We start from the raw sequence: 25,608 nt of genomic DNA on the forward strand, positions 1-25,608 counted from the left end.
GATGTACCTTTAAAAAGCTTGATTTAAAAACAAAGTTTTGTTTAATAAAATTCTTCATTACTCAATTTTTGTAACCTTTTAAAAATCCTCTACACAAGAAAAATCCAACGTTAAAAAAATAATATTCATAAATGAATTTTATTAAATAAAAACAGCCAATAATATTAATTAACGTAAAATAAATAAAAATATAAAGTAATTTAAATTAAATAACAATATTGAAAATTATTTAACAATTACAGTATAAACGTAAATAATAAGCAAAAATTAACCTCAAATATTAAATTTTTATTAAAAAAATAAGCAAAACTATTGTGTGATAATTTCAAATAATATAATTTCACAATCTGAAACTCTACCAAAATCAGAATTATGAAAAAACTATTGTTTGGAATCCTTGCGCTAGGATTCATGTCTTCTTGTAACAGTGATAATGTTACCAATCAAAATGAAAACCCTTCAAACGGTGCTGATGCTTCAGTAAACCTTGCAGGTAAAAGGGAGTGCCCATCTGAAGAAATCCGAAAAGTAGCCCTTCAAAACAATCCGGAGCTCCGACAAAAGTTCAATGTATTAGAAGCCAATACTGAAAAATTTGCCAACGAACTGAAGTTAGGAAAAGTTCTTGCTGACGGTACTGTTGAAATTCCCGTAGTAGTGAATGTAATTTACAAAACTGCCGCAGAAAATGTTTCTGATGCCAGAATTGCAGAGCAAATTGCGGTATTAAATGCTGATTACGGAGGCACAAATACTGATGCTTCAAACATCCCGACAGAATTTCAAACAGTAAAAGCAGATGATGTAAAAGTAAGATTTAAACTTGTTAACACAATAAGAAAGTCTACTTCAAAAACAAGCTGGGGTACTAATGATGCTATGAAAAAAGCATCTACCGGAGGCCTTGATGCAACTACCCCTACCAACTATCTAAATATCTGGGTAGTAGGTAAAATGACCAGCCAGGGAAGAACAATTCTGGGATATGCTACTTTCCCTGAATCTGCAGGATTATGGAATGACGGTGTAGTAATCGCTGCTCCATTCTTTGGAAAAACAGGTGCATCAGCTCCATTTAATTTAGGAAGAACTGCCACTCACGAAGTTGGGCACTATTTGAATCTTAGACACATCTGGGGAGATGCCAACTGTGGTAATGACCTTGTTGCCGATACTCCAACCCAGACTACAGCCAACTATAACAAACCGTCATATCCACTATATAACACATGCAGCGGTGTTTCCCGCTCTGTTATGTTCATGAATTACATGGATTATGTGGATGATGCTGCTATGTTTATGTTCTCTGCAGGGCAGAAAACAAGAATGCAGGCTGTTGTAGATGCATCCGGCTCAAGGGCAGGATTAAGAGTCCTTTAAACATAACATACTATTTAATATTAAAAAACTCCGGCCTCACTGCGTGAGGCCGGAGTTTTATTTTGAAATAAAACTTACAGGGTTTTTAAATTATCTTCCGGAGTATAATCCATAAAAAGCCCACCGTCTAATTTGACTGATTTCACTTTCTTTTTAATCGGAACCGTCAAAACAGCCTGCTTCTGATCCTTTTCCCAGATCGATGGAGAAAAATGAAGCTTTTCTTCTGCTCCGTCTTCATAGGTAAGTACGGTATCAAAAGGAATTGCAAAACCGCCAACATTATCAATATTTACTGTCAGTAAATCATTTTGCTGATTAGCACCTGTTACTTTTAAATCGATATAATAATTGGTATAAAACCAGTTATTCCAGAACCAGCTTAGATCTTTTCCGGAACCTGTATTCATTGAATAAAAATAATCCCATGGAACAGGGTGTTTCCCATTCCAGTTATCCATATAATGATGCAGAGCTTTTTTAAACAGATTATCTCCTAAATAGTCTTTCAGCGCCAAATAAGATAATGAAGATTTTACATAGGAGTTATTACCATATCCAGCTCCGCTTACCTGTGTACTCATGGAGATAACAGGCTGATCCTGTTCTGCTGAAGGATCATTGATCCACCTTTTCACCCTGAAATTCCGGTAGAATTCTTTAGCTTTTGCTTCCCCGTTTTCATCAATACCAATCAGGTATTCCAGAGTGGTTGCCCACCCTTCATCCATAAAGGCATATCTTGTTTCATTAATTCCCATATAAAAAGGGAAATAGGTGTGCGCAATTTCATGATCTGCAGTCAGCCTTGCGTCCTGAAAGTCATCAGGAATGCTGGTATCATTGATCATCATTGGATATTCCATATCGGCATATCCCTGAATAGCTGTCATTACCGGGTATGGGTATTCTACACCCGGCCAGTTTTTCGAAAACCAGTCAAGGTTATAGCGCATCCAGTCTACATAATGTTCAAAATCTTTTGCTCCTGCTTTGTATCCTGCCTGAACACTTGCTCTTTTTGTTTTAAGCTGAACACTTGCCGCATCCCAGACATAATGATTACTCAAAGCAAAACAGAAATCGGTAATATGAGTTGCTTTAAATTTCCAGACATTCCATTTATTCTGCTTGGTGACTTTTCCGGATTTCATTTCATCCTCGTTGGCAACATGAATTACTTTATCACTTCTCAAAGAGGCCCTATACCTTTTCAGATACTCAGACTGAAGTACAGCATCGGGATTCAGAAAATCCCCTGTAGCCCAAACAACAAAATTCTTCGGAGCTGTAATCGCAAAATTATAATCATTAAAATCATTATAAAACTCCTGTCTGTCTGAATGTGGAAGCATATCCCATCCGTTGTAATCATCATATACAGAAATTCTCGGGAATGAATAGGCTACATAAAAAGTTTCAGGATCGATCTGCCCCTCTCTTCCACTTTGTACCGACAGCGGGTATTCCCATTCTATTTTAACCTCAGCTTTTGTTTTTGCTTTTAAAGCATTATTAAGTTTCACTGATTCTACAGTTCCCCAATCATCACTGTTTATATTATATTTTTCACCGTTTACAATGAAAGATTTAATATGCAAACCTGAGGATAAAAAATCTTTTGATACAAAACCTGACCTTGGGGCCTGTGGCTTATGAAGATTATTAACAAATCTTATCGCTAATGAATGCAAATCATTCGGGCTGTTATTGCTGTAAACAATGGTTTCTTTTCCTGAAACTATTTTGGTATTGGCATCCACTTTTACCTCAACATTGTATATTCCTTTATTCTGCCAGTAATTTTTCCCGGGAGCACCCGAAATATCACGGGTCCCGTTCTGATATGCTTTTTTAATGTTTCTGGGCATGTATAATTCCTGGGCAGAAAACTGACCTAAAGACATTAAAAACAAGCCTATAACCAATCTTTTCATTAAAATTATTTATGATAAGTATTAAACGTACAAAACTGTAACAAAAAAAACAATAAAAAAATATTGCCTTTGTATTTTTAAAACTGTAAATCTACAATGACAGGAAAATGATCAGAGGGATAAAGGAGATTAGGCCTCCTGTCATTAATGTGCCGGTGTGATTTTATTTTGAACCCTTTTACAAAAATATAATCAATCCTGTCTTTCGGTGCTTCATTAACGTTGAATGCCGTGAAAGTCCCCACTGGCCCGTAATGCTTTGTTTCCGAATTGTAAAAAGTATCTTTTAAGTTTTGTGAAATAATTTTGATAGGCTCTGAATCATCCGTTAAATTAAAATCACCACTCAAAATTACAGGTAAGTTTTTGGGGTTGATTTCTTTGATCTTATTTAAAATCAGCTCTGAAGATTTTACCCTTGCTACATTTCCGACATGATCAAAGTGAAGATTTAATGCCATGAATTCTTTTTTGGATTTTTTATCCCTGAAAACAGCATAGGTACAGATTCTGTTTAAAGCAGCATCCCATCCTTTTGAAGGAATATCAGGAGTTTCAGAAAGCCAGAACGTTCCTGAAGTTAATACCTGAAGCCTGTTTGTATCATAAAAAACAGCAGAAAATTCTCCTTTTTCTTTACCGTCATCTCTTCCTACTCCTACATAATCGTAATTTTTCAATCCGTTTTTTATATCCTTCATCTGTTCGGGGAGAGCTTCCTGAACCCCAAAATAATCGGGATGATAGTAAGTCAACAGGTCTGCAACATCCTGTTTTCTTTGTGGCCATGCATTTTCTTTATCAGATTCTACATTTAATCTGATGTTAAAACTCATTACTTTAAGATCCTGTGAAAATCCCAATGCAAAAAACATAAGGGATAAAATTGAAAATCTGAAATACATAATCCTCTATTTTAAATAATAAAGCAACAAAAATAAAACTTCTTCTGCAGAGAATGATCTAAAAGACATCATTATAATGTTAAATTATTATAAGTTTTTCTCAAAAGATTGCAAAAAAAATAAGCTCCAAAAAATTTTGGAGCTTATTTTTAAATATTTTATAACAGATCGTTATTCCTTAGTGAATTTGAATTCTCTACCACCTTGTGTGAAATTGATTGTTTTCTTATCCTTACTGAAAACTATTGTTATTTCAGCCTGCTCAAAAGTAAATTTATTATCTCCCGTGTATTCAAGAGGAAATTCCTGCTGGCCTTTTGCCTGCCCGAAAAGCTGTCCATTTTTTTCAAGAAACGTTAATTTAATCGGAATATCTTTACTGCCATAGGTTCCTGTAAAATCTTTCGGATTGATTTTCTCAACAGCTACTGCCTGTGCGGACGTCCATAAATTGTTTTTTGCATTAACATCAGGAATCTGACCATTCGGATCCAGTTTTACCTCATCAATTTCTTTATTGGAATTGATTTTGAATGTCCATTCCGTATTTCGTTTCCAAACTTCAACAGGCACTTTTGAAATTTGTGTAGTTCCGTCTTTGAATTTCACCTGAACGGTAGTTGGCATCGGCAACTGTCCAAGGTTCTCAACCGTAATCTGGGCACCGTTTTTAAAGTCACCATTGATATATTTTACATTTTTAACAGACTGGTCGATTTTCCATTTATTAAGGAACCATCCTCTCCAGAACCAGTTAAGTTCTTCACCCGAAACATTTTCCATCGTATGGAAGAAATCCCATGGAGTCGGATGTTTGAAGGCCCAACGGTCTATATACGTTCTGAATGCCTTATCAAATTTTTCAGGCCCCAGAATGGATTCTCTTAAAACCTCCAATCCTGTTCCCGGCTTGAAATAAGCAAGGATTCCGATATTTCTTTCTTTCATATTGTCAGGGCCTATCATAATAGGTTCAAAACTATCACTCATCAGAAAACCTCCGGACTGGGCTACATTTTGTTTTTTATAATATTCTCCTTTATTGAAAGCTTCTGTAGAAAGGCCGTTAATAAATGTGTTAAAGCCTTCATCCATCCATGCGAATAATCTTTCATTGGAGCCCACAATCATCGGGAACCAGTTGTGCCCGAACTCATGGTCTGTAACTCCCCAAAGGCTCTCTCCTTTAGAATCCATATGACAGAATACGATTCCGGGATATTCCATACCGCCTTCATTTCCCGCTACGTTTGTGGCTGCAGGATAGGTGTATTCATACCATTTCCGGGAATAATGTTCTATAGCTGCTTTTGTATATTCCGTGGATCTCCCCCATGCTTTTTCGCCACCACTTTCAGCAGGATAAGCGGAAATCGCCAAAGATTTTTTCCCACTTGGCAAATTAATCCTTGCTGCATCCAATACAAATGCAGGTGAAGATGCCCAGGCAAAATCTCTTGTTTTTTCGATTTTAAATTTCCATGTTTTTGTTCCGGAAGACTGGTTTTTACTAATCTCAGATTCCGGATGTATCATGACCGTTTTATCACTGTTTCTAGCCTGCTCCCAACGACTGTTCTCTTCTTTGCTGTACATTTCCTTTTCATTAAGAAGTTGCCCGGAAGCAACAACATAATGATTGGACGGCACTGTAATATTTGCCGTGATGTCACCATATTCCAGATAAAACTCCGAAGCTCCAAGATAGGGCATCGTGTTCCAGCCTAATATATCATCATATACACACATTCTTGGGTACCACTGTGCAATCGTAAATACTTTTCCGTTTTTAGTCTGCTGCACACCCATTCTGTCTGATCCGTATTCCGGAGAAACAAAAGCGTAGTCGATTTTAATTTTAGCAACACCCCCTTTTGCCTTCAGCTCTTTAGGTAAGTCAATCTGCATTCTTGTATCAATAATGGTATATTTCACATCCTTACCATCAAGTTTTACCGATTTAATTTTGTACCCCCCATCAAAATCTTCCCCATGAGCTCCGTTTCTGCTTCCCGAAAGCGGAACTACTGCATTACCCCGGGAATCTTTCGCGAATAAATTCTGATCCAGCTGCAACCAAAGAAAGCTCAGCATATCCGGACTGTTATTGGTATAGGTAATTTCGGCGCTTCCCGTAATTTCATTTTTAGTATCATTCAGACTGACATTGAGATTATAGTCTGCAGAATTCTGCCAGTATGCATGTCCGGGCTGTCCGCTTGCAGAACGGGTTTCTGTGCCCGTGTGAGGGTAAAAGAAGGGTTTGAATGCTTCTGTGTAATCATACTTTGGAGCTTCCTGTGCAAATGCAGATCCTGAAAAAAGAAAAACTGTTATTGCGGAAACAAGAGTTGGAAGTTTATAATTCATGTGAAAAAGTTTAAATACTTATCAGATAGGTAAAAAAACTCCCGGAATTGTTACAAGTCCGGGAACCTTTTATATCAATTTAATTAATTTGATTTTTTTGCTTTGATCATAGCTTCCAGCATATCCCACATTTCCTGCGGAACATCTTCCAGCATATTAAATTCTCCTGCACCCTGAAGCCACTCTCCCCCATCAATGGTTACCACTTCCCCATTCATATAAGCAGAATAATCTGATACCAGATACGCTGCAAGATTTGCAAGCTCCTGATGTTCTCCCACTCTTCTCAACGGAACTTTTTTCCTCATATCGAATTTTTCCTGTAAGTCACCGGGAAGCAATCTGTCCCAGGCTCCTTTGGTAGGGAAAGGTCCCGGAGCAATTGCATTAAAACGTATTCCGTATTTCGCCCATTCGACAGCCAACGATCTTGTCATTGCCAGAACACCGGCTTTGGCACAGGCTGAAGGGACTACATACGCAGAACCCGTCCATGAATATGTAGTCACAATATTCAGTACCGTTCCCGGAGTTTTAGAATCGATCCAGTACTTTCCTATGGAGAGTGTGCAGTTTTTTGTTCCTTTTAAAACAATATCCAGAATAGAATCAAATGCAGAATGCGTCAGTCTTTCTGTGGGAGATATAAAATTTCCGGCAGCATTGTTTAATAAGATATCGATTTTACCGAATTCTTTTAAAGTTGCTTCCTTTACAGCTTCCACTTCATCCCAGTTTCTTACATCACAGGCAACACAAAGAACCTTACCTCCCGTTTCATCTTCCAGTTCTTTGGCTGTGGCCTGCAATTTCTCCAGGTTCCTGGAAGTAATGACAACTTTAGCTCCCAATTGAAGAAAATATTTGGTCATGGCTTTTCCAAGACCGCTTCCGCCACCTGTAACGACAGCAACTTTATCCTTCAGTGCGTCTTCACGCAACATAGGTTGTGTATATAGATTCATAATTTTAATTTTTCCTAAAAATAGGAAATATTGATCGGAGTTTATTTAAAATGACATGATAAATAATGCCATAAATAATTATTCTTTCCACACTATCATTTTTTATAAATAGGAACAGCCTGATCATAATGATCGGGCTGTTTCTTAATTGGCTTTTAAATAAAAATTAACCAGCAACCACTACTCCTTTGAATGAAAGAGTTTTTGGGGTTTTGCTATCACTGGTTGTAACGTTAACCGTTTTCATAAATGCTCCCGGATTTGCTGCATTGTAACTTGCCTCCACAAATCCTTTCTTACCCGGAAGAATCGGGGTTTTTGTATAATCCGCTGTTGTGCAACCGCATGATGGCGCCACATTTTCTATAACAATCGGTTTTGAGCTGGTATTGGTAAATTCAAATCTGATTACTTTAGGTTTTCCCTGAGGGATATTTCCCACATCAACAGATTCTGATTTCCATTTGATTGCATCAATAATTACCTTGACAGAAGTATTTTCAAAAGGAAGTATACCTGCATAAAAAGGAGAGAATGCCAAAACCGCTAAAAGGACAGTAATTTTTAATTTTTTCATGATATAAATTTTATTAATTATTATGTTTATCATATTTTGATATCGCAAATGTAAAGGTGATTCTCAATTCAGCATGTTAACTGCTCTCAAACATTTGTTAACAAGTTGTTAATGATAAAAGATAAATAGATATTTTTGAATAATATTGCTTCTGTAAAATGGAAATTAAGAAACTTAATATTATAATAACCCTCGGGTTTGTAGCTATTATCGGTATTTTGATAGCCCAACTTTTATGGACCCGACAGGCATATAATCTTGAGGATAAAAAATTCAACCAAACGGTAAACATCGCTTTACTGGGAGTAGTGGAAAAATTATCAGGAGGAAAAACCTCTTTTACTGAAAACCCGGTGCAGAATATTTCCAATGACTATTATGTGGTAAATATCAATAATGAATTTCATCCTGCAGTCTTAGAGCATTATTTGAGAACGGAGTTTAACCGCTTTCAGATCAATACGAATTATGTTTACGCAGTATACAATTGTCATAGTGATAAAATGATCTATGGAAAATATATTTCAAAGCATCAGGAACACCCGGACAGTAAGGTCATTAAATTTCCAAAGCATAAAAATCTGGTGTACTATTTTTCTATTCGTTTCCCGGATAAAACTACATATCTGATAAGCTCCCTGCGGTTTTGGTATTTGCTCACCTTTGCTCTTATTATTATCCTTCTCGTTTATGTATATTCCATATATACCATTATTCAGCAAAAAAAGTTCTCGGAGCTTCAAAGGGATTTTATCAATAATATGACCCATGAATTTAAAACACCTCTTTCTTCCATCCTTCTGGCTTCTGAAGCATTGACAAAGCAGGAACTCATCAAAGAAAATCCTAAGCTGGAAACCTACACATCCATTATCACAGACCAAAGCTATAAACTTAATAATCATATTGAAAAAATATTGAATATCGCCCGGCATGATGCCTCCGGGCTTTCTTTAAAATCTCAAAAAATAGTTTTATTTCCGTTCATTTCACAAATTGCAGATACTATAAAGCAAAAGAATGAGAACCTTACCATACAAATTGATATTGAAGAAAATATCTCAATAATTGCTGATGAATTTCACTTGACTAATATCATTTATAACATTTTGGACAATTCTATCAAGTACTGTGAAACAAAACCGGGTATTATCATATCTTCCTTTAAAGATTCAAAAGGCTTATATTTAAAATTTAAAGATAACGGAATAGGAATCCCTGCTAAAAATATTCCTCATATTTTTGATAAGTTTTACAGGGTAAATACAAAAAAGAGTCATGAGGTGAACGGTTTTGGATTAGGATTATTCTACGTAAAAAAGATCGTACAGCAACATAACTGGAAAATTTCTGTTGAAAATAATCCTGATGAGGGAATTACCATCACTTTGTTTGCACCGTTTTAAAATAATAATGCTCAAGCTATGGAAAAATCTAAGATCTTATATGCTGAAGATGACAGTACGATTGCATTCCTGATTCAGGACAGCCTGGAAAATTATTATGAAATTTCCTGCTATTCAGACGGAAAATCTGCGTTTGAAGCTTTCAATACCCAAAATTTTGATATTTGTCTTTTAGATATCATGATGCCAGAAATCAATGGATTTGAACTGGCACAGCACATTCGTGAAAAAAATTCTGAGATCCCTATCATTTTTATTTCTGCAAAGGCTCTGAAGGAGGACAGAATTAAAGGGCTGAAAATTGGTGCGGATGATTATCTTGTAAAACCGTTCAGTATTGAAGAACTCATTCTTAAGATCGAAGTTTTTCTAAAGCGTTCAAAGAAAACAAATACACAACCATCCAAATACAAAATCGGAAAATATGACTTTGATCCTAAAAATTATACTTTGCAGGATACTCAAAACAGCATTACTCTCACCCAAAGAGAATCTGAGTTGCTGCTATATTTCATCAGCCATAAAAACATGGTTTTGAAAAGACAGGACATCCTGAAAGCAATCTGGGGAGATGATGATTACTTTATGGGACGGAGCCTGGATGTATTCATTTCAAGACTGCGGAAAGTATTTGCAGATGACCAAAATATATTCATTGAAAATTTACACGGAATAGGTTTCCGGTTTTCTGAAAAATAAATAATACCTGAATCAAAAACGATAAACGGTTATTCTTTGATTTTATTTAATTTTACTCTCCGAAAAATTACCCATACATGAAAAGGTCAGGAACTTCTCTTTTTCTTTTATTCCTATTTTTTAGTTTACATTTTAAATCTCAAAGATTCGAAAAATTAATACAATACGTCAATCCGTTAATCGGAACTGAAAAAATGGGACATACGTATCCCGGTGCTACCGCCCCTTTCGGAGCTATACAATTAAGCCCGGAAACGGATACTATTTCTTATGAACTTAACGGAAAGTATAATGGTGAGGTTTATAAATACTGTGCAGGATACCGCTATGAAGACAAAACGATTGTCGGTTTCAGCTCTACTCATTTCAGCGGAACAGGACATTCCGACCTTGGGGACTTTTTAATTATGCCGACAACAGGAAAGCTCCAGTTGAATCCCGGAACAGCATCCAACCCTGAAAATGGCTACAGAAGCAGGTTTTCTCATCAGAATGAAAAGGCAGAAGCCGGATATTATAAAGTAAAACTTGATGATCATCATATTTTAGCTGAACTTACGGCTACGACAAGAGTAGGCGTACATCGTTACACATTTCCAAAATCTGACCAGGCCCACATTATTTTAGACCTGATGGCAGGAATTTATAATTATGAAGGTAAAAATGTATGGACTTATGTACGTGTCGAAAACGGCAATACGATTACAGGATACCGACAAACCAGTGGCTGGGCGAGAACAAGAACTGTTTATTTTGCCGTGAAATTTTCAAAACCGTTCAAATCATACGGGCAGAAAAATTACGACGGGAAACAGGTTTACGGCGGGTTCTGGAGAAAGTTTGACCAGACTAAAAATTTCCCTGAAATTGCAGGGAGAAACCTGAAAATGTATTTTGATTTTGATACGAATGAAAGCGAAGCGATTGAGGTGAAGCTGGCTATTTCACCGGTAAGCCAAACCAATGCACTGGACAATCTTGAAAAAGAAACCGGCGGCTTATCATTTGATCAGGTAAAAGCAAAAACCCAGGAAGACTGGAATAAAGAACTCAATAAAATTGTCATTAAAGGTTCTGACACCGAAAAGACAAACTTTTATACAGCGATGTATCACACATTCATCAACCCTACCACTTATACGGATATGAATGGAGAATACAAAGGCCTGGATCAAAACATCCATAAAGCGGAAGGTTTTACCAATTATACCACCTTCTCTATTTGGGATACTTATCGTGCTCTTCATCCATTCTTGAACATTATTCAGCCAAAACGAAATAATGATATGGTAAGATCGATGATGGCACATTATGATCAGTTTTCAATGAAAATGCTGCCGATCTGGTCACATTATGCCAATGACAACTGGTGTATGAGTGGTTATCACAGTGTAAGCGTAGTGGCAGATGCTATCATTAAAGGAAACTATACCGGAGACGCCAAAGAAGCCTTAAAAGCATGTGTAGCGACAGCCAATAAAAGAGATTATGAAGGAATCGGGCTATATATAGATTTGGGCTATATTCCCGCCGAGAAAAGTGGGACCTCGGTTTCCAACACATTAGAATATGCTTATGACGACTGGGCTATTGCACAACTGGCAAAACATTTAGGTGAAACAGAAATCTACAATCAGTTTATCAGACGTTCTGAAAACTGGAAGAATAATTTTGATAAAAGCATCGGATTTATGCGTCCCCGACTGGCAGACGGCAGTTTCAAAAAAGATTTTGACTTATTAAGTACCCACGGACAGGGTTTTATTGAAGGAAATTCCTGGAACTACAGCTTTTTTGTTCCTCAGAATCCGGATGAATTAATTAAAATGATGGGCGGAAAGAGAAAATTCGCTTCAAAACTGGATGAACTGTTTACCATGCATTTGCCTGACGAATTCTTTGCTGATACGGAAGACATTACAAGGGAAGGTATTATCGGCGGGTATGTACACGGAAACGAGCCAGCCCATCATGTTGCTTATTTTTACAATTGGGCAGACCAGCCATGGAAAACCCAGGCCCAGATCAGGAAAATTTTAGAAATGCAGTACAAAGCTACTCCTGACGGGTTGGGAGGAAATGATGATGCAGGACAAATGAGTGCCTGGTATATTCTGAGCTCACTTGGTTTTTATCCTGTGGCACCAGGTTCGGAAGATTATGCAATTGGCAGCCCGGCGGTAGATCATGCTGTTTTGAATTTAGAAAATGGAAGAACTTTTGAAATTGAAGCCATTAATCAAAGTCCGGAAAATGTATATGTTGAAAAGATTCTTTTAAATGGAAAAGAAATTAAAAATTTCACATTGAAGCATTCTGAATTGATGAATGGCGGAAAGCTGACTTTTTATATGAGTGCTAAACTGAAAAAATAAACATATAGTTTGTCATTCTGAAAGAATCTAAGCTTTGATCTTTGCTTTGCTGAGATTGCTACGGAATGATAAAATTGAACAAAACTCTCGATCGTACGCAATCATCTGTAAAATTTACTCAATCTACAGGAGTTTAAAATAGGTTTTGGCTAAAGCCAACTTGATGTTTTTAAAGAAAAAGCGGGCTAAAGCCCGCTCCTATTGATATTTATTCCTGAACTTCAAAAAGCAACCGTTCCCCGAATTTATTTTCATTAATTTTTCCGTTATCATAAACCAGATTTCCATTGACAAAAGTATGGGTCACTTTAGAACGGAAATTCATTCCTTCTAACGGGCTCCAGCCGCATTTGTACAGAATGTTGTCTTTGGCAACCGTCCAGTTTTCATTTAGATCTACCAAAACCAGGTCTGCTTTATATCCTTCTCTCACAAAACCTCTTTTTTCAACTCTGAAAAGGATAGCCGGATTATGGGACATTTTTTCAACGATTTTTTCTAAAGAAATTTTGCCGCTGATATAGTTTTCCAGCATCACAACTAAAGAATGCTGAACCAAAGGTGCTCCGGAAGGACATTTTGTGTAGACATTCTGCTTTTCTTCCCAGGTGTGTGGTGCGTGGTCTGTAGCAATCACATCAATCCTGTCATCCAGCAATGCCTCCCAAAGTCCATCTTTATCTTTCTGGGTTTTTACAGCAGGATTCCATTTGATCAGGCCTCCTTTTGTCTCATAATCTTCATTGGTGAACGTAAGATGGTGCACACACACTTCCGCTGTTATCTTTTTATCTTTTAAAGGAATATCATTTCTGAAAAGTGCCGTTTCTTTTGCCGTAGAAAGATGAAATACATGCAGTCTCGCTCCTGTTTTCTGCGCCAGCTCAACAGCTTTGGATGAAGATATGTAGCAGGCTTCTTCACTTCTGATCAGGTGATGAAATTTTACAGGAATATCCTCTCCATACTCATCCAGGTATCTTTGAGTGTTTGCTTTAATTGTGGCTTCATCTTCGCAATGAACGGCAATCAGCATTTTTGTACTGCTGAAAATATTTTCTAATGTTTCCGGATTGTCCACCAGCATATTTCCAGTGGAAGAGCCTAAAAATAATTTGATCCCTGGAACATTTTTCGGGTTTGTTTTTAAAACTTCTTCCAGATTATCATTGGTTCCCCCCATCATAAAACCGTAATTGGCGTAAGCTTTCTGAGAAGTTATTTTATACTTATCTGCCAATAACTCCTGGGTAACCGCATTCGGTACTGTATTCGGCTGGTCTATAAAACTTGTTACCCCACCTGCAATGGCAGATCTTGATTCAGTTTCGATATCTCCTTTATGAGTAAGGCCCGGCTCACGGAAATGTACCTGGTCATCAATAACTCCCGGTAAAAGATATTTTCCGGACGCCTCAATAATCTGGTCTGCTTCTTCAGAGATATTGGGATTTATTTTAGAAATCAGGTCATTTTCAATTAAAATATCGCTTTCAAAGATCTGGCCTTCGTTAACGATTTTTACATTTTTGATAAGGGTCTTCATTTACTTTTTTTAGAAGTTAGAGGTTAGGTCATAGAAGTTGGAGAGACAGGTGTCATTAATTATACTATTAATTTCTGACTTCCTTATTCTAATTTCTATAAAGGCAAAATTAAGGTTTATGAATGAATTTTAATACCACTCTTAAAAAATCAATTTGTAAATATTTACATTTGCAAGAAATTTCGCATTTTGAAAAAACTTCTTAACGAGACTATCATCTATGGAATAGGCGCGATTATGCCGAGAGTGATTCTGTTCATTCTTAATCCTTTATACATCGATCAGATTGAAAAAAAGGATTTCGCCATATTTTCAAATTTGTACGCATTGATTTCTTTCGTTAATATTATTCTATCATTTGGCTTTGAAACCGCTTTCTTCCGTTTCTCTTCGGAAAAAGATAATGAGAAGAAAACCTTCAATACTTCATTTTGGTTTTTATTTGGATTGTCTACCCTGTTTCTGTTAGCCTGCTTAATTTTTACCCAACCTATTGCAGATAAACTCGAATATTCAGGTAATCCCGAATACATCCGCTGGTTTGCCTGGATCGCATTTTTCGATAATCTTTGTGTTATCCCGTTTGCATGGCTCCGGTATAATAATAAGCCGATAAAATATTCATTGGTAAGAGTTTTACAGTCTTTATTCCAGACTGTAGTTACCCTCGCATTATTTCTTTATATTCCTTTCAGCATATCCCAGGGGTTCGGATTAAAAGAAAAAGTTTCCTTTCCTTTTTACAGCAATCTTGCAGCAAGCTTTTTAGGATTTATTTTACTGCTTCCTGTAGTTTTGAAAATCCGGTTTAAATTCTCAGCTGACCTTTTTAAAAGGATGATTGGCTACTCCTGGCCTGTAATGATCGCAGGACTCGCATTTATGTTCAATGAGAATTTTGATAAGGCCATTCAGATTTATTTTATTCCGAATGAAGATGCAGGGGCCTATGGAGGCTGTTATAAGCTGGCGGTTTTAATGACCTTATTCGTTACCGCCTACAGAATGGGAATTGAACCTTTCTTCTTCAAACAAATGAATAATGAAAATGCTAAAAATACATATGCAAAAGTAACCGAATATTTTACATTTTTTGCTTCAACAGTTGCGATGGGAATTATTGCCAACATTGGATGGTTAAAACAAATTCTTATTCCCAACAGCACCTACTGGACTGCTATTGACATTATTCCGATCATCGTTATTGCCAATCTTTGCTTTGGAATTTATTATAATTTCTCAACCTGGTATAAAGTGACCGACAGAACCAAAATAGGAACGGTCATTTCATGGCTGGGAGCAATCATTACCATTGTTTTAAACCTGGTGCTGTTAAAAAAATATGGCTTTATGGTTTCAGCATGGGTAACTTTCCTCGCTTATTTTGTAATGATGGTTACTTCTTATATGCTGGGACAAAAATACTACCCGATTCCTTACCGTATTAAGAAAATGGCATTTTTTATCGGGCTATTAATGGCTTTCAGTTTTATTACAGTGTATATTAATTATAATTTCTGGTTGGGCAACCTTTTATTTATCATCTACACCGGAATTTTAATCTATACTGAAAAAAACATGCTCTTATCAAGAGTCCGGAAGACCTCTTAAAACTTTGGTCTCCATTTTGATACTACTCAGTTTTATTAAAAAATTAAACAAATATTTAAAAAACAGCAAGCATCACCGGTTACACTGGTATAATTAGTATCTTTATACTGAAAAATTTAAACAATACAAAAACCTTAGAACTTATAATATATAAATGAAAATTATTGTCCCTATGGCTGGACGCGGTTCCAGATTACGCCCACATACATTAACGGTTCCTAAACCACTTATCCCTATTGCCGGAAAACCTATCGTACAGAGACTGGTAGAAGACATTGCTAAAGTGGCCGGAGAAAAAATAGAAGAAGTAGCCTTTATCATCGGAGATTTCGGTACTGAAATTGAAAAATCTTTAATTCAGATTGCTGAAAAACTGGGTGCAAAAGGAAGCATTTATTATCAGAATGACCCGCTTGGAACTGCGCACGCTATAAAATGCGCCGAAGCATCCATGCAGGGAGATGTTGTCATTGCCTTTGCAGATACCCTTTTCCGTGCAGATTTCCAGTTGGATAAAAACTCCGACGGAGTGATCTGGGTGAAAAGTGTAGAAGACCCTTCTGCATTCGGAGTGGTAAAATTAGACAATTACGGCTTCATTACAGACTTTGTTGAAAAACCTACAACATTTGTTTCCGATCTTGCCATTATCGGAATCTACTATTTCAACAGTGCTGAAAAACTGATGGATGAGATCAATCATATCATCGATAATGACATTAAAAACGGCGGTGAATATCAGCTGACCATGGCATTAGAGAATTTAAGGGCTAAAGGAGCAAAATTCAGTCTTGGGAAAGTAAATGACTGGATGGATTGCGGAAATAAAAATGCCACTGTAGAAACCAACAGCAAAATTCTGGCTTACGAAAAAGAAGAAATGGCCAATTATCCGGCTTCTGCAACTATTGAAAATTCTTTGATTATTCAGCCTTGTTTTATCGGGGAAAATGTAAAAATATCGAATTCTAAAATCGGTCCCGGAGTTTCTTTGGGAAATAATACCGTTATTGTAAATTCAAATATTGAAAATTCTTTAATACAGGAAAATACGGCCATTAATCACGGGAACCTTTCTAATTCAATGATCGGAAACTCCGCAAAATATTTTGGAGTGGCAAGAGAAATTTCATTGGGGGATTATTCCGTTTTGGATTTTTTATCCAAATAGTCGTCCCGGAAATTATTAACTTTAAAAGCATATAATCAAACCACACAAAATGTTTTGTGTGGTTTGGCGTTAATATTGCAAAGCATTACTTTAGTTGAAAAGATTAAATACATGAAAAACTGGATCCCGCTGCTATTATTGCTTCTCGTTTTATCATCCTGTAAAACACGAAATGCCGCAAAAAAAAACAATACCGGCTCTATTAAAGACAGCACGATAGTAACCGAAGACGATAACAATCCTAAAGATGCAAATCAACCGGTAAGAGATAAGCTTACATTCTATGAACATGTAATTATTCCGCCAAAATTTGACCAGATTAAAATCAACAGTAAAGTAAATGTAGAAACAGGAAGTTTTGTCCCTACTCTTGATGCGGTCATTTATATTGAAAACGACAAGAAAGTCTGGATGAATTTAACAGCCTTATTCATTGGTGTGGCAAGAGGAATTGCAACTCCTGAAGGTGTAAAAGGTCTTGACAGAACCAGTAAATCTTACATTGATTCGGATTTTGATTACCTCAATAATTTATTGAACGTTAATTTTATTGATTATAAATCTCTGGAAAAAATTCTGATGGGAAGAACGTTTGTGAAAATCAATGACTCCCAGTTTTCCCTTACCCAAAATGCACAGGGATATAAAATGTCCTCAATTCAAAATCAGAAAATTGTTACTGATGAGAAGACCCGGGAATATAAAATAGTCCTGGAATATGATACGAATTACGATTTATTAAGTGTTAACCTAAAGGATGTTTTATCTCCGGATGAGCTGGAAATTTCCTACAGCAACTGGGATGAATATAATGGAATCCGTTTACCAAAAAATGTTAAAATAATTATAAAAGGTTCAAAAACAAGTCAGATTCTATTAGAAAATACGAAATTTGATTTTTCGAAGATGGAAACACCCTATTCAGTTCCAGCCAATTATAAGAAAATTGAAATTAAATGATTAAAAAATTTAGCTTTTTAATAGGTATTTTGCTGTTCTCATTGCACTATGGGCAAAAAAAAGAGCAGTTACAAAAGCAGAATGCTGAACTTAAAAAACAAATTGCACAGATAAATTCAGATTTAGCAAAAACAAGAAACGAATCTAAGCTTTCTATAGCTTATCTCAGTAATGTAAACAAAAAGCTGGCTTTAAGAGAGAAGGTGTATACCAATACTCAAAAAGAAAAAAGATTCATAGAAGATGACATCTATCTTCGTCAATTGGAAATCAACCGACAAAATAAAGAACTGGCCGTACTCAGAAAGAATTATGCTGAGGTTTTGGTAAATGCCTATAAAAATAAGGGGGTACAAAATAAAGTGACTTTCATTCTTTCTGCTAAAAATTTAGGGGAAGGAATCAGAAGGGTCCAGTATTTAAAGCAATATTCAGACTATCAGGATAAAAAGGCTGCTGAAATTACAGATGCTGCCAATAAAATTAAAAATACCATTGCCCAAAGGCAAAAATCAATCAAAGACAAGGATCAGCTTTTGGTCAATCAGCAAAAAGACCTGACAACCATTAATGCCGAGAGATCTCAAAAGGAACAATTGGTTGCTGAATTCAAGAAAAACGAATCCAAACTGACAGCCGAACTTAAACAAAAACAAACCCAATCTAAAGCGCTTGAAGGACAGATCAGAGCTATTATTTTGGAAGAAATACGAATTGCCAAGGCGGAGGAAGAAGCCAGGAAGAAAGCCGAAGCAGAAAAGATCCGTTTAGCAAAAATTGCTGCTGAAAGAGAAAAAGCAAGAATTGAAGCTGAAAATAAAGCAAGAGCCGAAGCATTGGAAAGAGAAAGAAAACTGGCCGAGGCGGAAGCTAAAAGAGCAACGGAATTAGCAGCAAAAAGAGCAGAAGAAGAAAGAAAACGTACGGAGGAAGCTGCAAGAGCGGAAGCCAACTCAAGAGATGAGGCACGAAAAGTAGCAGCATCAAAAGCTTCAGAAGAAGCCAATAACAGAGCAAAAGAAGCGACCAAGAAACTGGCAGATGCAAAAGCAGCTGAAGCAGCCCTGGCAAAGAGAAAAGAAGATGAGAAAAAAGCAGCTGAATCTAAGGCAATGACCAGCTTCGGAGTTTCTACAGCAGCAGGGAGTAACTTTGCGGAGAACAAAGGAAGATTAGGTTTCCCGGTTGATAAAGGACAGATTACCCACCGTTTCGGAAGACAGCCGCATCCGGTTTTCAAAAATATCATGGAAGAAAATAACGGGATAAAAATTTCCGTACCATCAGGAACACGGGCAAAATCTGTATTCCCGGGAACAGTATCATCAGTTCTTGCAAGCAGTGACGGTACCAAAACAGTCATGATAAAGCATGGAAATTATTTCACAATCTATTCCAATCTCGGGAATGTAAATGTATCCAAAGGACAACAGGTATCTGCAGGTACTCTGGTAGGAACGGTAGGACAGGATTTCGACGGTTCTTATACGCTTGATTTCCAGGTATGGAACGGTAGTACACCGGTTGATCCATTAGGTTGGGTTTCTTATTAAAAAAAGACTAACTTTGCAAAAAAATCAGAGATGCAAACATTAACAATACTTGCCTTATCTTGGCAACATATCCTCATCGTAGCAATCCTTCTTGTGTTACTTTTCGGAGGTAAAAAAATTCCGGAATTAATGAGAGGGGTAGGTTCAGGGATTAAAGAATTTAAAGATGCTGTAAAAGAAGAAGATAAACCGGGTTCTGAGAACAAAAACTCTTCAACCAACAATAATAGCAACTAAAAATTCTTTATCACTCCAATGAATTTTACAGAGACTGCATGGAAGGTCTTCAATAAATCTATTGAAGAATACCACGTACTTGATGACGTTAACGCTCTAATTAATAACCCGTTTGAAAAAGACAGTTTGGAACGGATTTTGTATGCAAAGAACTGGATTGATACCGTTCAATGGCATTTGGAAGATATAATTAGAGATGAAAATATTAATCCGACTGACGCTCTTCAATTAAAAAGAAGAATTGATGCCTCTAATCAACAGAGAACTGATTTGGTGGAATTTATAGACAGTTGGTTTCTTAAAAAGTTTGAAAATATAACTCCTAAACCTGAAGCAAAAATCAATACGGAAACCCCGGCTTGGGCCGTAGACAGATTATCAATACTTGCATTAAAGGTGTATCATATGTCGTTAGAAGCCAATAGAGATTCCGCTTCTGAAGAGCATCGTTTAAATTGCCAGGCAAAATTAGACGTATTACTTATTCAGAAAGAAGATTTATCAACTTCTATTAATCAGTTGCTTACTGATATTGAAAACGGTAACGTTAAGATGAAAATATACAAACAAATGAAAATGTATAATGATGAAAGTCTTAACCCAATCCTTTATCAAAAGGGGCGACAAAAATGAAACATTTATTTTTTATCGGATTAATACTCATACTAACTTCTTCCTGTGCAACGGAAAAATTAAATTTTTCTCCGCTGTCAAATAATTTTTATAGTGAAGCTAAAGGTTCTGATTCAGATAGAGGGGTAAAGAAAAGTATTGACATCAATATTAAAGAAAATGTGAATGCTTCCGAAATATCCAATCTGATTTCTACCTTTCCCAAATTTAAAAATCCCAACCTGAATGAAGAAGTAACTACTTTAAAGTACAGCTTGCAGAATTATTTATATGCAATTGATGCTAACAATATTTCAGGAAAAAACAGGTCCGTTAAAGATTTTGAGAAATCTTATAAAAAAATTCAAAAACTCAGACAGCACCTCAATAAGGATGATGATGAAGTACTCAACAGATATCTGGTAAGAATAAAAACCAATGTTTCTGTGATTGAAGACTCTCTAAAAGGAAATTAAAAAACTAATTGAACGAATTAATTAATGATTAAGATTCAGGCGGAAGCCAACGTTCCTACAGAACACGGCTCTTTCCGAATGATAGCTTTCTCCGAAAACGAAAACGACTGGATGCCCCATATGGCTATTATAGCCGAGAATACAGACTTTTCAAAACCTGTAAATGTGCGCTTCCACTCAGAATGTATCACCGGAGAAGTTTTCCATTCTAAAAAATGTGAGTGCGGACAGCAATTGGATGCCGCAATGAAATATATCCATGAAAATGGAGGGATTATTATTTACCTTCGCCAGGAAGGAAGAAATATTGGAATTATCAATAAATTAAAAGCATATTCATTACAGGAAAAAGGATTTGATACCGTAGAAGCCAACTTACAGCTGGGTCTTCCCGCAGATGACAGAAACTTTGGAGTGGCAATTGAAATCCTAAACTTATTGAACGTAAAGAATATTAATTTGCTGACCAACAACCCTGAAAAGGTAAAATATGTAACGGAAAGCAATATTCATCTTAATTCGAGGATTCCTTTACAGATTCCTGCCAATGATATCAGCAAAGGGTATCTGAAAACAAAAAAAGATTATTTCGGGCATCTTCTGGATGACAATGATAATTAACAAAATAGTATAAAAGCAAAAGCTCCGGGATTTCTCTCGGAGCTTTTTAATTATAAAAAATTGAAAAGATATATTCTTAATTTTTAGTCTTAATTTTAGACTCGTCAATTTTGTAATATCGGATTACGCTGTTGTAATCGTTGTAATCAACCTGAGTACTTTTACCGGCACTTGCAGGAACTACCACCACTCTGAATCTCTTATTAGTATAGTACGTTGGATTAACACTTAAATCTAATGTAGAGTTTACATTGATCCCGATATCATACTTACTGAAATCAAATGAATAATCTACAGCAGTATTGTTGTTGGTAAAAAATGTGTAAGGCAATAATCTCCAGATCGGCGAATTATTATTTGTAAGACCTGTCTGCAGGTAAATCAAAACCACATCTGATTCTACCAAAGGGGTATTGAACTCATCAGAATACTGATATAAATTGTTGTTTGTTTTACTGAAAGTCGGAGTAATATCGTATGCTACCGAATACGTATCGTGATCTACAAAATTGTTATTGTCATTATCATCATCACAGCTATATATGAATAAGCTCACAAAAGCTAAAAGTAAAATAGGAAGAAATTTTTTCATTTTTATAAAAAGTTTAATTATTATTGATATGGCATATTCAAAACATATACCAAAAAACTCAAAAACATTGTTTTCATCATTTTTTTTAATCGTATTTTTGTTCATATTCAAAAGTTATGAGCAAAATAGTTTACACTTCCTTATTCATATTTCTCTTCATCAGCACTAAAATTACGGCTCAATACCTCCCTAAAAATATATCTCAGACTGATTTAAATAAAGCCCGGCAATGGGCCGACACCACCTATCAATCGCTTTCCCAGGACGAAAAACTGGGACAGTTATTCATTGTGGCTTTATACACTAATAAAGACGAAAACCATATCAATCAGGTAAGAAACATCGTAATTAACGATAAAATAGGAGGATTGATCTTAATGCAGGATGATGCAGCCAGGGAGATTAACCTGGTCAATGAGTTCCAGCAAAAATCCAAAGTACCATTGATGATCGGGATGGATGCTGAGTGGGGATTGTACCAGAGAATTGCAAAAGCTCATAAATTTCCGTGGGCAATGACCTTAGGAGCTATTCAGGATAAAAACTTAATTGAGCAGATGTCTGCCAAAATTGCAGAAGACTGCCACAGGATGGGCATTAACTGGGACTTTGCGCCGGTTGTGGATGTCAATACCAATCCTGACAATCCTATTATTGGGAACAGAAGCTTTGGTTCTGAGGTGGATAATGTGATCAATTCCGCTTTATCTTATTCAAACGGGCTTCAGAATAACAACATTCTGGCTGCTATTAAACATTTTCCCGGACATGGTGATACCAGTACAGATTCACACCTTGATCTACCGCTGGTCTCTCATCAATTGGACAGGTTGAATGCTATTGAGCTGGCTCCTTTTAAAGCTTTAATGGATAAAGGAATCGGCGGGGTGATGGTTGCCCATTTGTATGTTCCGGCGTTGGAATCAGGAAAAGGAATTCCGGCTTCCGTTTCTAAAAATATCATTACCGGATTATTAAAAGAAAAATTAGGCTACAAAGGTTTAATTATCACTGATGCTTTAAACATGGGGGCTGTTGCCAATAAATATCAACCGGGACAGCTTGATGCTATGGCTTTCAAGGCAGGAAATGATATTATGCTGTTTTCTCAGGGCGTTTCAGAAGGGAAAAGATTAATTCAGAAAGCGATCGATAACGGAGAAATTCCCCAGTCGAGAGTGGAAGAAAGTGTAAAGAAGATTTTACTGACAAAATATTTCTTAGGATTGTATCAGTACAGTCCGAAAAACCCGGAAAATATCAATTCTGACCTCAATAATGATTCACACAAAATCTTAGTTCAGAATCTTTATTCAAATGCACTGACCTTAATAAAAGATGATAAAAAATTACTTCCTATTACCGGAAAAAAAGTATATTATGTTCCGTTGGAAGAAGCTCCTTATGAGACATTCGCATATCAGTTAGGTGCAGATGTAATCATCACAAAGGCAAACGAAATCAATACCATTCCTTCTCATTCAACAGTGATTGTAGGTTTTCATAAAGATAATTCCACAGCGTATAAACCTTATAAAATATCAGCAGAATCAAAAAAAATCCTTGCCGATTTAACGAGGAAGCATAAAAAAGTAATATTAAATGTTTTCGGAAGTGCTTATGCCCTGAAAGACCTTGATATTTCAAAAGTTCCAACCGTACTTGTTTCGTATGAGAACAACGACGATTCAATGACTGCAACAGCGAACGCTTTAAACGGAAAAACAAAAATATGGGGAAGGCTCCCGGTTTTGGTTAATGACCAGTTAAAAGCAGGGATGGGAATCGATCTGAATCCCACTTCAGTTTCAAATTCAACAGTATTTACAACATCAAAACAACAATAAACTAATGAAAATAGGCATACTTTGCTATCCAACATATGGTGGAAGCGGAATTGTAGCAACAGAACTCGGGATGTCTCTGGCCAATAAAGGCTATGAAGTCCATTTCATAAGCTCGGCTCTTCCTGCAAGATTAGATATCACCAACCCCAATATATTTTTCCACAGGGTTAATGTTCAGACCTATCCCCTTTTCCAGTATCAGCCTTATGATATTGCGTTAAGTTCAATGATTTACCGTGTCGTCAACCTTTATAAACTTGATCTGCTCCATGCTCATTATGCAATACCTTACGCATATGCAGCCTTTACAGCAAAACAGATGCTGCGGGAAGACAACAATGATATTCCATTGGTAACCACTCTTCACGGAACTGATATTACTTTGGTAGGCCAGCATCCAAGTTACAAACATGCAGTAGAGTTTTCCATTAACCAGTCAGATGCCATTACTTCTGTTTCTGAAAGCCTGAAAAAAGACACTCTGCAGTTTTTCAATATCAAAAAGGAGATCCAGGTGATTACCAACTTTATTGATAATTCCGAATTTGATGAATGCAACGAATGCCAGAGAACGCAGTTTGCGAATCCGGATGAGAAAATATTGATTCACGTTTCAAATTTACGCCCTGTAAAACGGGTTGATGAAGTGCTTCAGATTTTCAAAAATGTTCAGAAAAAAGTAAAATCCAAATTAATTATCATCGGGGAAGGACCGGATATGGAAAAAGTAAATCAGTTCCTGGAAGAAAATCCGGATCTCATTTCTAAAATCCGTCTTCTTGGAAAGGTGAATGATTTGTACAGAATTTTACAGCTTTCTGATGTTTTCTTACTTCCATCCGAGCAGGAAAGCTTCGGTCTGGCAGCATTGGAAGCCATGGCAGCCTATACACCGGTAATCAGCTCAAATGCAGGAGGAATTCCGGAAGTGAATATTCAGGGAGAGACCGGATTTTTAGCTGAAATCGGAAATGTAGAAGCCATGAGCAACTACACAATCAAACTCCTGAGCAACGAAGAGCTTTTAACCAAAATGAAAGCAAATGCGAAAGATCAGGCGATAAAATTCGATTTGAAAAACATTCTTCCCATATATGAAGAAATGTACAAAACAACTATAGAAAATTTTAAAAAAGAATTGTCTAAAGTATAAATTGCTTATAATCTTCAATCAGATTTAAATTATAATGCGACAAGTTTTGTCGCATTATTGCGTTAGTTTTGCACTGATAAAAAGTTTATGTTAAATCCTTCATATACATCTTTTTACCGTGAAATAAAATAACTACTTTTGCAGCAAATTAAAAAACAAATAATAACTAAACACAAGTATGAAAAAACTCTACACGGGTGTACTTACAATGTGCACTGTTTTGGGCGTGTCTGCCCAGGATGTGGTATGGCAAAAAGACATTAAATCCTCTACCCAGGATTTCCTGAGCCAGGTAACCACAACAATCGATCAGCAGTATTTAATTACAGGAAGTTCAATTCAGGCAGGTACCCTTCGGGAGCCTCAGGGTACGGGTAGTTCTTCTATCAACTCTAAATCTTCAGCTAACAAACAAAACAACGGCTACGATTTTCATCTGGTGAAACTTGACCAGCAGGGTGAACAGGTCTGGGAAAAATATTTCTCAGGGAAAAACCATGATTTCCTGTCAGCTACGGTGGCTACCCAGGAAGGTGGATTTCTTTTGGCCGGAACTTCTTATTCCGGAAAAGGACTGGACAAAAAAGAAGATTCCAAGGGCGGATCTGATCTATG

At 36.5% G+C, this 25,608-nt stretch carries 21 protein-coding genes and 1 pseudogene; 15 read left to right on the forward strand and 7 right to left on the reverse strand.

The features are described from left to right. Positions 1-372: 372 nt before the first annotated feature. Positions 373-1,380, forward strand: a complete 1,008-nt coding sequence (locus tag PMI13_RS19410; protein WP_007846971.1) for a zinc metalloprotease — start codon at positions 373-375, stop codon at positions 1,378-1,380. Positions 1,381-1,454: 74 nt separating this feature from the next. Here PMI13_RS19410 and PMI13_RS19415 read toward each other — a convergent pair whose 3' ends face one another. The 5 genes from PMI13_RS19415 to PMI13_RS19435 form a co-directional block, all read right to left on the reverse strand. Next, positions 1,455-3,317 (reverse strand): M1 family metallopeptidase, encoded by a 1,863-nt coding sequence (locus PMI13_RS19415; RefSeq protein WP_007846972.1) that lies wholly within the window; start codon positions 3,315-3,317, stop codon positions 1,455-1,457. 77 nt (positions 3,318-3,394) lie between these two features. Further along, on the reverse strand, positions 3,395-4,222 hold the full coding sequence (locus tag PMI13_RS19420; RefSeq protein ID WP_007846974.1) for an endonuclease/exonuclease/phosphatase family protein: 828 nt from the start codon (positions 4,220-4,222) through the stop codon (positions 3,395-3,397). A 171-nt stretch (positions 4,223-4,393) separates the two neighbouring features. Beyond that, a complete protein-coding gene (locus PMI13_RS19425; RefSeq protein ID WP_007846976.1) occupies positions 4,394-6,592 on the reverse strand; it encodes a M1 family metallopeptidase in 2,199 nt (732 codons plus the stop codon). Between the two features lie 83 nt (positions 6,593-6,675). Next, positions 6,676-7,557: an SDR family oxidoreductase gene (locus PMI13_RS19430; RefSeq protein WP_007846978.1), complete on the reverse strand. Its 882-nt coding sequence runs from the start codon at positions 7,555-7,557 to the stop codon at positions 6,676-6,678. 166 nt (positions 7,558-7,723) lie between these two features. Then, entirely contained in the window at positions 7,724-8,134 is a 411-nt protein-coding gene (locus PMI13_RS19435) for a DUF1573 domain-containing protein (protein ID WP_007846979.1), read from the reverse strand. Between the two features lie 158 nt (positions 8,135-8,292). Here PMI13_RS19435 and PMI13_RS19440 point away from each other — a divergent pair, with 158 nt between their 5' ends. From PMI13_RS19440 to PMI13_RS19450, 3 genes are all read left to right on the forward strand, one after another. Continuing rightward, on the forward strand, positions 8,293-9,540 hold the full coding sequence (locus PMI13_RS19440; RefSeq protein WP_007846980.1) for a sensor histidine kinase: 1,248 nt from the start codon (positions 8,293-8,295) through the stop codon (positions 9,538-9,540). 18 nt (positions 9,541-9,558) lie between these two features. After that, complete coding sequence (locus PMI13_RS19445) at positions 9,559-10,239, forward strand: response regulator transcription factor (RefSeq protein ID WP_007846981.1); 681 nt, start codon at positions 9,559-9,561, stop codon at positions 10,237-10,239. A 77-nt stretch (positions 10,240-10,316) separates the two neighbouring features. Continuing rightward, entirely contained in the window at positions 10,317-12,614 is a 2,298-nt protein-coding gene (locus PMI13_RS19450) for a GH92 family glycosyl hydrolase (RefSeq protein WP_007846982.1), read from the forward strand. A gap of 208 nt (positions 12,615-12,822) precedes the next feature. On the opposite strand, the gene PMI13_RS19455 is transcribed toward PMI13_RS19450, so the two are convergent. Continuing rightward, entirely contained in the window at positions 12,823-14,160 is a 1,338-nt protein-coding gene (locus PMI13_RS19455) for a dihydroorotase (protein WP_007846983.1), read from the reverse strand. Positions 14,161-14,349: 189 nt separating this feature from the next. On the opposite strand from PMI13_RS19455, the gene PMI13_RS19460 reads away from it, so the two are divergent. The 8 genes from PMI13_RS19460 to ribA all read left to right on the forward strand — a co-directional run bounded on the left by PMI13_RS19460 (position 14,350) and on the right by ribA (position 21,401). Beyond that, complete coding sequence (locus PMI13_RS19460; protein ID WP_007846984.1) at positions 14,350-15,771, forward strand: oligosaccharide flippase family protein; 1,422 nt, start codon at positions 14,350-14,352, stop codon at positions 15,769-15,771. A 154-nt stretch (positions 15,772-15,925) separates the two neighbouring features. After that, complete coding sequence (locus tag PMI13_RS19465; protein ID WP_007846985.1) at positions 15,926-16,942, forward strand: sugar phosphate nucleotidyltransferase; 1,017 nt, start codon at positions 15,926-15,928, stop codon at positions 16,940-16,942. Between the two features lie 111 nt (positions 16,943-17,053). Next, positions 17,054-17,902, forward strand: coding sequence for a DUF4292 domain-containing protein (locus PMI13_RS19470; protein ID WP_007846986.1), 849 nt, complete (start codon positions 17,054-17,056; stop codon positions 17,900-17,902). Next, positions 17,899-19,455 (forward strand): peptidoglycan DD-metalloendopeptidase family protein, encoded by a 1,557-nt coding sequence (locus PMI13_RS19475; RefSeq protein WP_007846987.1) that lies wholly within the window; start codon positions 17,899-17,901, stop codon positions 19,453-19,455. Before PMI13_RS19470 ends, PMI13_RS19475 begins: the two co-directional genes overlap by 4 nt. 30 nt (positions 19,456-19,485) lie before the next feature. Continuing rightward, positions 19,486-19,692, forward strand: a complete 207-nt coding sequence (locus PMI13_RS19480) for a twin-arginine translocase TatA/TatE family subunit (protein ID WP_007846988.1) — start codon at positions 19,486-19,488, stop codon at positions 19,690-19,692. Between the two features lie 18 nt (positions 19,693-19,710). Further along, the gene (locus PMI13_RS19485; RefSeq protein WP_007846989.1) at positions 19,711-20,325 is read left to right on the forward strand and encodes a DUF4254 domain-containing protein; all 615 of its coding nucleotides are present in this window, start codon (positions 19,711-19,713) and stop codon (positions 20,323-20,325) included. Then, positions 20,322-20,780 carry a hypothetical protein gene (locus PMI13_RS19490; protein ID WP_007846990.1) on the forward strand — a complete coding sequence of 153 codons (459 nt, stop codon included), beginning with the start codon at positions 20,322-20,324 and terminating at the stop codon, positions 20,778-20,780. Before PMI13_RS19485 ends, PMI13_RS19490 begins: the two co-directional genes overlap by 4 nt. 24 nt (positions 20,781-20,804) lie before the next feature. Beyond that, on the forward strand, positions 20,805-21,401 hold the full coding sequence (ribA, locus tag PMI13_RS19495; RefSeq protein WP_007846991.1) for a GTP cyclohydrolase II: 597 nt from the start codon (positions 20,805-20,807) through the stop codon (positions 21,399-21,401). A gap of 76 nt (positions 21,402-21,477) precedes the next feature. On the opposite strand, the gene PMI13_RS19500 is transcribed toward ribA, so the two are convergent. Next, complete coding sequence (locus PMI13_RS19500; RefSeq protein WP_156104454.1) at positions 21,478-21,993, reverse strand: hypothetical protein; 516 nt, start codon at positions 21,991-21,993, stop codon at positions 21,478-21,480. 116 nt (positions 21,994-22,109) lie between these two features. Between PMI13_RS19500 and PMI13_RS19505 the strand changes: the two genes are divergently transcribed. The 3 genes and pseudogenes from PMI13_RS19505 to PMI13_RS19515 all read left to right on the forward strand — a co-directional run. After that, a complete protein-coding gene (locus tag PMI13_RS19505; protein ID WP_007846993.1) occupies positions 22,110-23,840 on the forward strand; it encodes a glycoside hydrolase family 3 protein in 1,731 nt (576 codons plus the stop codon). Positions 23,841-23,844: 4 nt separating this feature from the next. After that, positions 23,845-24,993: an N-acetyl-alpha-D-glucosaminyl L-malate synthase BshA gene (bshA, locus tag PMI13_RS19510; RefSeq protein WP_007846994.1), complete on the forward strand. Its 1,149-nt coding sequence runs from the start codon at positions 23,845-23,847 to the stop codon at positions 24,991-24,993. A 178-nt stretch (positions 24,994-25,171) separates the two neighbouring features. Then, a pseudogene (locus PMI13_RS19515) lies at positions 25,172-25,608 on the forward strand (T9SS type A sorting domain-containing protein); the annotation flags it as partial.

It is taken from the genome of Chryseobacterium populi, from assembly GCF_000282115.1.
In the GTDB taxonomy this organism is placed as follows: domain Bacteria; phylum Bacteroidota; class Bacteroidia; order Flavobacteriales; family Weeksellaceae; genus Chryseobacterium; species Chryseobacterium populi.